Raw genomic sequence first — 7,938 nt, forward strand, 5'->3', positions numbered from 1 at the left:
TGTAATGTGTACCGTTTTTCACCTTTTTCTGATCGATCGGTCAAGCTTTTTATCGGGACGGCGACAGGCTATGCGCCGCGTCTGCTTCGGTCCTTTCGGCGCGAAGCCCACTGAGGCAACAAGCTTAGTTGTGTTCGGAGGGGGTGCAAGGGAGGGGGTGGAGCGGAAAGGGGCCGCAAAGCGGCCCCAGGGTATTACTTGGCAGTCACGGTTTCAGCAGCATCATCCTGCGACAGGCTATACACATACGCCGCCAGCAGGTGCACCTTGTCGTTGCCTTGGATCTCGGCCTGCGCCGGCATCTGCCCTTGGCGACCATAACGAACGGTCTGCTGCAGCTGGGCAAAGCTCGAGCCGTAGATGAACGCCTGCGGGTGGGTCAGGTCGGGTGCGCCCATGGCTGGGGTGCCCTTGCCTTCCGGCCCGTGGCAGGCCACGCAGTTGCTGGCAAAGATTTCCTTGCCCTTGGCCGCGTCGGCCTTGACCCCTTCTGGCAGGGTGCGGCCATCCAGGTTGGTCAGCACGAACGCGGCCACATCGGCCACGCCCTGCTCGCCGATCACTTCAGCCCAGGCCGGCATCACGCCGTGGCGGCCGTTCATGATCGAAGCCTTGATGGTTTCCGGCTCGCCGCCCCAGCGCCAGTCCTTGTCGGTGAGGTTGGGGAAGCCGTAGGCACCTTTGGCGTCCGAGCCGTGGCACACCGAGCAGTTGGAGGCAAACAGGCGGCTGCCCATTTTCAGCGCCTGCGGGTCCTTGGCCACTTCTTCCACGGGCATGGCGGCGTACTTGGCGAAGATGGGGCCGAACTTGGCATCAGCCTTGTCCATTTCCTTTTGCCATTCGTTGACGCCGGTCCAGCCATTTTCATAGCCAGGCAGGATGCCTTTCCAGTTGCCCAGGCCGGGGTAGAGGATCAGGTAACCGACCGAGAACACCAAGGTGCCGACGAACAACCAGAACCACCACTTGGGCAGCGGGTTGTCGTACTCCTCGATACCGTCGAAGCTGTGGCCCATGGTTTGGTCGGTGGTGTTTTTGCTCTCGCCCTTGCGGGTGGCGAGCAGCAGCCAGGTCAGGCCAATCAGGCTACCGATGGTCAGTACGCTGATGTACGTACTCCAGAAGGTGGTCATTGCCCGTTACTCCTTTTTGCAGCAGGTTCCTGTCCGGCAGGGGGCAGGTGGTCGTCGACGAAGGGCAGCAGGCGCGCTTCGGCGAAATCACGGTCGCGGCGGCGGTTGAACACCCACAGGGAGAGGCCGATGAAGGCGATCATCACCACCAGGGTACCCAGGCCGCGGATCATGCCGATGTCCATATGCATCGCACTCACCTCTTGTTCTTGATCGCGGTGCCGAGCACCTGCAGGTAGGCGACCAGCGCGTCCATCTCGGTCTTGCCCTTGACTGCGTCACGGGCGCCGGCAATGTCGGCGTCGGTGTACGGCACGCCCAGGGTGCGCAAGGTGCGCATCTTGACGTCGGTGTGGCTGTTGTCGACCTGCTGGGCGACCAGCCACGGGTACGACGGCATCTTCGACTCCGGCACTACGTTGCGCGGGTTGTACAGGTGCGCACGGTGCCAATCGTCCGAGTAGCGGCCGCCGACCCGGGCCAGGTCCGGCCCGGTGCGCTTGGAACCCCACAGGAACGGGTGGTCCCACACGCTCTCGCCGGCCACCGAGTAGTGGCCGTAGCGCTCGGTTTCGGCGCGGAACGGGCGGATCATCTGCGAATGGCAACCCACGCAGCCTTCGCGGATGTAGATGTCGCGGCCTTCCAGCTGCAGTGCGGTGTAGGGCTTCATGCCTTCCACCGGCTTGTTGGTGACGTCCTGGAAGAACAGCGGGACGATCTGGGTCAGGCCGCCGATACTGACGGCGAACACCATCAGCAGGGCCATCAGGCCGACGTTTTTCTCGATGACTTCATGTTTCATCAGGCGTTTCTCCTCAAGCCAACTGGGCGTTCGCAGGGGCGACGTCAAGCGCTGGCGAACGCACGGTGCGCCAGGTGTTCCAGGCCATCAGGAACATGCCGCTGAGGAAGATCGCACCGCCGACGAAGCGCACGACGAAGCCTGGGTGGCTGGCCACCAGGGTTTCCACGAACGAGTAGGTGAGCGTGCCGTCGCTGTTGACCGCGCGCCACATCAGGCCCTGGGCGATGCCGTTGACCCACATCGAGGCGATGTACAGCACGGTGCCGATGGTGGCCAGCCAGAAGTGCGCGTTGATCAGGCCGAGGCTGTACATGCGCTCTTTGCCAAACACTTTCGGGATGGTGTGGTACAGCGCACCGATCGAGATCATGGCGACCCAGCCGAGGGCGCCAGCGTGCACGTGGCCGATGGTCCAGTCGGTGTAGTGGGACAGGGCGTTGACCGTCTTGATGGCCATCATCGGGCCTTCGAAGGTGGACATGCCGTAGAACGCCAGCGATACGACCAGGAAGCGCAGGATCGGGTCGCTGCGCAGTTTGTGCCAGGCGCCCGACAGGGTCATCATGCCGTTGATCATGCCGCCCCAGCTCGGTGCCAGCAGGATCAGCGACATCACCATGCCCAGCGACTGTGCCCAGTCGGGCAGGGCGGTGTAGTGCAGGTGGTGGGGGCCTGCCCAGATGTACAGGGTGATCAGGGCCCAGAAGTGCACGATCGACAGGCGATAGGAATACACCGGGCGTTCGGCCTGTTTGGGCACGTAGTAGTACATCATCCCCAGGAAGCCTGCGGTCAGGAAGAAGCCCACCGCGTTGTGGCCGTACCACCACTGCACCATGGCGTCGGTGGCGCCGGCGTAGACCGAGTACGACTTGGTCAGGCTGACGGGCAGTTCCAGGTTGTTGACGATGTGCAGCAGCGCCACGGTGAGGATAAAGGCGCCGAAGAACCAGTTACCCACGTAGATGTGCTTGGTGTTGCGCTTCATCAGCGTGCCGAAGAACACGATGGCGTAGCCCACCCAGACGATGGTGATCAGGATATCGATCGGCCATTCCAGTTCGGCGTATTCCTTGGAGCTGGTGTAGCCAAGCGGCAGGCTGATGGCCGCCAGCACGATCACCAGTTGCCAGCCCCAGAAGGTGAACGCGGCCAGGCCCGGTGCGAACAGGGTGGTCTGGCAGGTGCGTTGCACCGAATAATAGGAGGTGGCAAACAGCGCACAGCCGCCGAACGCGAAGATCACCGCATTGGTATGCAGGGGGCGCAGGCGGCCGAAGCTGGTCCAGGGGAGGTCGAAGTTGAGGGAAGGCCAGGCGAGCTGGGCGGCGATGAAGACGCCGAGCCCCATCCCGACGATTCCCCACACCACCGTCATGATGGCGAATTGGCGGACCACCTTGTAGTTATAGGCGGTACTGCTGGTTGTGTTCATGTATGGGTTCCCATCCACGGTTATTTGGCAGGCTTTACAGCGAGGCAAGCATGATTAATGGGCAAAGTGCCGGTATTGACGGGGATCAATGGGCGAAGGTCGCAAATGTCCCAGGCTTGCGCTGCGATCCTCCGCGCGTTCAGGGTAAAGACGGCTACAAGGGCTGCCTGATCCTGGCCCATGGCGCGGGTGCGCCGATGGACAGCGGGTTCATGGACGACATGGCGCAAAGGCTTGCGGCACTTGGGGTTGCGGTAGTGCGCTTCGAGTTCCCGTACATGGCCGAGCGCAGGGTTACCGGCGGCAAGCGGCCGCCCAACCCACAGAAGGTGTTGCTGGAATGCTGGCGCGAGGTGTACCGGCAGGTGCGACCTTTGGTCGCGGGCAAGCTGGCCGTGGGCGGCAAGTCCATGGGTGGGCGCATGGCGAGCCTGTTGGCCGACGAGTTGGGCACGGACGCGCTGGTGTGCCTGGGCTATCCGTTCTACGCGGTGGGTAAACCCGAAAAGCCACGGGTGGAGCATTTGGCAGCGTTGAAGACCCCGACCTTGATCGTGCAGGGCGAGCGGGATGCGCTGGGTAACCGCGAGGCGGTGGCGGGGTATGCGTTGTCGCCGGCGATCGAGGTGAGCTGGCTAACGGCGGGGGACCATGACTTGAAGCCGTTGAAGGCCTCGGGGTTCAGCCATGAGCAGCATTTGCAGGCGGCGGCGCAGCGAGTGGCCAGTTTCTTGGCAGGCATATGACGTGTAGGAGCGGCCTTGTGTCGCGAAAGGGCTGCGAAGCGGCCCCAGGTTTTCAGCTTCGCAGCGTAAATTGCCGGGGCCGCTGTGCGGCCCTATCGCGACACAAGGCCGCTCCTACAACGAGCGTGCCAATAGCGAACAGTTAGTCGCGGTACTCGCACAGGTAGGCGGTATCGACTTTCACCTTCAGCTGGAACTTGCTGTCGGCGGCAACATTGAACTTGTCGCCCGCGTTGAAGGTTTCCCAGTTGTCGCTACCCGGCAGTTTCACGGTCAGCGCGCCCGATACCACGTGCATGATCTCGCGCTTGGCAGTGCCGAACTCGTATTCGCCCGGGGCCATGACGCCGACAGTGGCGGGGCCTTCTTCGCCCGCGAATGCGATCGACTTGACGGTGCCGTTGAAGTACTCGTTGACCTGGAACATGGGCGACTCCTGAAGAGGGGGATGAAAAAGGGCTGGCCAGTATGCCCAAGCCCACAGGCCTCGTCATCTGCTTTCAGGGGCTGTTGGCGGGTAGGGTCAACGGTAGTAGCCGCGCCGTGTTGCGCGCATCTTCCAGGGCCCGGTGCTGCTGCCCGCAAAAGTGCATGCCGGCCAGTTGCAGGGCGCCGTTCAAGCCGGTTGGGCGCTGCAAGTGGCGGGCCTTGGCAAAGCGTTGCTTGAGGTTGATGTGCGGCAATGTGCGCAGCAGGCTGTCGAGCCCATGCTGTTGCCATTCCTGGTGCAACTGCTGGCGGTCGTAGTCGCCCCAGCTGACCCAGGCCTGAAGCTGCCCACGGTGGTGTCCGAGCCATCGCTCGACGTTTGCCCATACCTCGCGAAACGGCGCGGCACTGTCCACGTCTGCCTGGCTGATGTGGGTCAGCTCACGGCAGAAAGGGGTCAGTTGCGGCCGCCGCCGTGGCCTGACGAAACGCTGAAAATGGTCGACCTCGCGGCCTTCGCGGGTGACCAGGCTTGCACCTATTTCAATGATTTCCATCTCTGTGACCGGCCAACCACCTTCATCGGTGGTGGCTTCCAGGTCGATCACCAACCAATGGCCCATACCAGGCTCCCTTGCAGATCCTGCTAGAGCGTAGCCAAACTCAAGGCATCCGGCACCCTATGGCATTTTGCCGCCTGCTTTGGCACAAAGAGCGGGCGCCAGCAGTTGTGCCGCACCCGGAAAACGCCTAGCTTAAGCGGACCCAGGCATGAACCGTGATGAGTGTCCGTCTTGACTCCAGCGCCCGGCCTAAAGGCCTTGTCCACCCTGATCCAGCTGGCCGTGTTCGGGTTGGCGGCACCAGCATGGGCTGCCGATGCTGTCGAGGTGAAGATTGGCGCGGCGCATTTTCCGCCCTACACGGTGCGCCCCGAACAGGGGGCCGACACCGGCCTGCTGCCACAGCTGGTCGACGCGCTCAACCGCTTGCAGCAGGGTTATCACTTTGTCCTGGTGCCCACGTCCATCCAGCGGCGGTTTGGTGACTTCCAGCAAGGCCGCACCGACATGGCGATTTTCGAAAACCCGCAATGGGGCTGGGAGCAGATTGCCCACCAAACCGTGGACATGGGCCTGGAGGACGCCGAAGTGTTCGTCGCCCGCCAGGCCAATGGCAGCGACCCGCATTACTTCGATGACCTGCGCGGCAAACGCCTGGCACTGTTCAATGGCTACCACTACGCCTTCGCCAGCTTCAACCCCGACCCGGACTACCTGCGCAAGACGTACAACGCGACCCTGACCTATTCCCACGACAGCAACCTGCTGATGGTGCAGGCGGGCCGCGCCGATATCGCCCTGGTCACGCGCTCCTACCTCAGCGATTTCCTCGCGCGCAACCCAGCGAGCAAGGCGCAGTTGGTGCCTTCGCAACGCATTGACCAGGTTTATCACCACTACGCCTTGCTGCGCCCGGGAGCGCCTATTGGCGAGCAATCGTTCGCCGGCCTGCTGCGTGACCTGCGTAACAGCGGTGAACTGGCGCGGATCTTCGAGCCCTACCGCATCACGGTCACGGCCCCCAGCGACTAAATTCACGCAACGCGGCAACGTTCTCAGCAGTGAGCCTTTCTTCATTTTCGTGAGTCAAGCCCATGCCGTTCGATGCCGCTTCGCAGCCCCAGTCACCGCCACGTTGGCGCAGTCTCAGTGCCGAGGAGGGTGACCGCTGGCTGAGCCTCACCCTTGAAGGCCGCCCGCTGATCCAAGTGCGCCTCGAGGCGGGCGCCACCCTGCACGTCCACCTTGATCGGCTGTGCCCCGAGCGCCCGTATCAAGCCTTGTGGGCGGCCTGCTATTGGTTGCTGTCCCGCGACACGGCCTGCCAGCGCCTGGTCTGGCATTTGCCCGAGGTGCAGCCCCAGGCGCTGGCCAGTGGCTTGCTGTTGCTGGCTGAGCAGCCCGGCCAGTACCTGTGCGAGCGGGCGCTGTTCTGGCAGTTGCCACAGCCTTGGCTGGGTGAGTCGGTGGCAGCGGTGTACCCGCAGCAGATGCAGATCAGCAATGGCAAGCGCCACCCGCGCCGCGCACCTAAGCCCCGTGGCGAGGTATACCGGCGCTTCGATGCACGCCTGGGTAGCTGGGTGTCGCTGCGCACGCTGGAGATCGAACACGACCTGGAACGCTTCAACCGCTGGCAGAACAACCCGCGTGTGGAGGCGTTCTGGCAGGAAGGTGGCACCCTTGCACAACATCATGAGTACCTGAGCAAGCTCGAAGCCGACCCGCATACCCTGACGCTGATTGGCTGCTTCGATGATGAGCCGTTTGCCTACTTCGAGGCGTACTGGGCAAAGGAAGACCGCATTGCACCGTTTTACCCGGTCGATGACTACGACCGTGGTATCCATATGCTGGTGGGGGAAGAGAGCCATCGAGGGCCGCACAAGGTGGCCAGCTGGCTATCGGCGCTGGTGCACTACCTGTTCCTGGATGACCCGCGCACCCAGCGGGTGGTAGCCGAGCCGCGCGCAGACAACGGCAAGATGATCGGCTACATGCACGACCAGTGCTTCCATTGCGACAAGGCGTTCGACTTCCCGCACAAGCGGGCGGCGCTGATGATTCTGGGGCGGGAGCGGTTTTTCGATCGTTGCAAGCTGGCTTGATACCGAGATGGACTCTTCGCGGGCATGCCCGCGAAGAAGAAAACCCTGTTTGATCAGGCCTGCCGATTGGCGGTCTTGCGGCAGTGCACCAGCGCATCGCGGATCATGAAGTTGACCAGTGTCGGCGACACGCCCAGCTCCTTGGCAATGTCTTTCTGCGGCACGCCATGCAGGCGATACATCTCGAACGCATAGCGGGTACGCTGCGGCAGTTCGTTCAGCGCCTCGGCAATGTCGTCCAGCGCGGCAAGGTTGATGTGGGTTGCTTCGGGCGAGGCGTTCTGGATGACCACATTCAGGCCTTCCTCCTCGGTGCCGGAGTACTTCAGCTCCATCGCCTGCTTGCGGTAATGGTCAATGGCCAGGTTGCGCACGATCTGGAACAAGTAGCTCAGCTGCGCCTTGAAAGACGATGTGATCTGCGGGGCGGCGCTGAGCCGAAAGAAGGCGTCCTGCACCACATCTTCGGCACGCGAGCGGCAGCCGGTGATGCGTGCGGCGATCTTGACCAGGATGCTGCGGTTGTCGACGAAGGCCTGCAGTAATGGTGAATCGCACTTACTTGTGGATAGTTGTTCCGCCATGGAAATCACCTTGTCACAGAGGGGAAAGGAAGCACCCAAAAGTAGGAAGCTTCCTACGACGTGCGACAAACTATTCAGAATGATAATGATTGTCAAATACGAAACGTAATTAGTATCTGTATCTTTCAA

10 protein-coding genes are annotated in these 7,938 nt (G+C 62.3%); 3 read left to right on the forward strand and 7 right to left on the reverse strand.

Annotated features, from left to right (window positions below):
• Positions 1-194 precede the first annotated feature (194 nt).
• The 4 genes from ccoP to ccoN are packed head-to-tail and all read right to left on the reverse strand — an operon-like array spanning position 195 to position 3,379.
• Complete coding sequence (gene ccoP / locus Q9451_RS11220) at positions 195-1,136, reverse strand: cytochrome-c oxidase, cbb3-type subunit III (protein WP_012273406.1); 942 nt, start codon at positions 1,134-1,136, stop codon at positions 195-197.
• Positions 1,133-1,327, reverse strand: a complete 195-nt coding sequence (locus tag Q9451_RS11225) for a cbb3-type cytochrome c oxidase subunit 3 (RefSeq protein ID WP_012273405.1) — start codon at positions 1,325-1,327, stop codon at positions 1,133-1,135. Before Q9451_RS11225 ends, ccoP begins: the two co-directional genes overlap by 4 nt.
• 5 nt (positions 1,328-1,332) lie before the next feature.
• Positions 1,333-1,941: a cytochrome-c oxidase, cbb3-type subunit II gene (gene ccoO, locus Q9451_RS11230; protein ID WP_012273404.1), complete on the reverse strand. Its 609-nt coding sequence runs from the start codon at positions 1,939-1,941 to the stop codon at positions 1,333-1,335.
• A gap of 13 nt (positions 1,942-1,954) precedes the next feature.
• Positions 1,955-3,379, reverse strand: a complete 1,425-nt coding sequence (gene ccoN / locus Q9451_RS11235) for a cytochrome-c oxidase, cbb3-type subunit I (RefSeq protein WP_012273403.1) — start codon at positions 3,377-3,379, stop codon at positions 1,955-1,957.
• A 50-nt stretch (positions 3,380-3,429) separates the two neighbouring features.
• Between ccoN and Q9451_RS11240 the strand changes: the two genes are divergently transcribed.
• Positions 3,430-4,125, forward strand: a complete 696-nt coding sequence (locus Q9451_RS11240; RefSeq protein WP_012273402.1) for an alpha/beta family hydrolase — start codon at positions 3,430-3,432, stop codon at positions 4,123-4,125.
• A 142-nt stretch (positions 4,126-4,267) separates the two neighbouring features.
• Here the strand turns inward: Q9451_RS11240 and Q9451_RS11245 are convergent, their stop codons facing one another.
• A complete protein-coding gene (locus Q9451_RS11245) occupies positions 4,268-4,552 on the reverse strand; it encodes a pyrimidine/purine nucleoside phosphorylase (RefSeq protein WP_012273401.1) in 285 nt (94 codons plus the stop codon).
• Positions 4,553-4,625: 73 nt separating this feature from the next.
• On the reverse strand, positions 4,626-5,177 hold the full coding sequence (locus tag Q9451_RS11250) for an exonuclease domain-containing protein (protein WP_012273400.1): 552 nt from the start codon (positions 5,175-5,177) through the stop codon (positions 4,626-4,628).
• Positions 5,178-5,348: 171 nt separating this feature from the next.
• Here Q9451_RS11250 and Q9451_RS11255 point away from each other — a divergent pair, with 171 nt between their 5' ends.
• Positions 5,349-6,149: a transporter substrate-binding domain-containing protein gene (locus tag Q9451_RS11255; RefSeq protein WP_012273399.1), complete on the forward strand. Its 801-nt coding sequence runs from the start codon at positions 5,349-5,351 to the stop codon at positions 6,147-6,149.
• Between the two features lie 62 nt (positions 6,150-6,211).
• Positions 6,212-7,225: a GNAT family N-acetyltransferase gene (locus Q9451_RS11260; protein ID WP_012273398.1), complete on the forward strand. Its 1,014-nt coding sequence runs from the start codon at positions 6,212-6,214 to the stop codon at positions 7,223-7,225.
• 53 nt (positions 7,226-7,278) lie between these two features.
• Here the strand turns inward: Q9451_RS11260 and Q9451_RS11265 are convergent, their stop codons facing one another.
• Positions 7,279-7,809, reverse strand: a complete 531-nt coding sequence (locus Q9451_RS11265; RefSeq protein ID WP_012273397.1) for an RNA polymerase factor sigma-70 — start codon at positions 7,807-7,809, stop codon at positions 7,279-7,281.
• Between the last annotated feature and the right edge of the window lie 129 nt (positions 7,810-7,938).

The sequence above is a fragment of the Pseudomonas sp. NY8896 genome, assembly GCF_039634505.1.

Bases quoted from the DNA above. Each gene is read 5' to 3' on its own strand.
- ccoP (WP_012273406.1), bottom strand. From the start codon at position 1,136: ATGACCACCTTCTGGAGTACGTACATCAGCGTACTGACCATCGGTAGC.
- Q9451_RS11225 (WP_012273405.1), bottom strand. From the start codon at position 1,327: ATGCATATGGACATCGGCATGATCCGCGGCCTGGGTACCCTGGTGGTG.
- ccoO (WP_012273404.1), bottom strand. From the start codon at position 1,941: ATGAAACATGAAGTCATCGAGAAAAACGTCGGCCTGATGGCCCTGCTG.
- ccoN (WP_012273403.1), bottom strand. From the start codon at position 3,379: ATGAACACAACCAGCAGTACCGCCTATAACTACAAGGTGGTCCGCCAA.
- Q9451_RS11240 (WP_012273402.1), top strand. From the start codon at position 3,430: ATGATTAATGGGCAAAGTGCCGGTATTGACGGGGATCAATGGGCGAAG.
- Q9451_RS11245 (WP_012273401.1), bottom strand. From the start codon at position 4,552: ATGTTCCAGGTCAACGAGTACTTCAACGGCACCGTCAAGTCGATCGCA.
- Q9451_RS11250 (WP_012273400.1), bottom strand. From the start codon at position 5,177: ATGGGCCATTGGTTGGTGATCGACCTGGAAGCCACCACCGATGAAGGT.
- Q9451_RS11260 (WP_012273398.1), top strand. From the start codon at position 6,212: ATGCCGTTCGATGCCGCTTCGCAGCCCCAGTCACCGCCACGTTGGCGC.
- Q9451_RS11265 (WP_012273397.1), bottom strand. From the start codon at position 7,809: ATGGCGGAACAACTATCCACAAGTAAGTGCGATTCACCATTACTGCAG.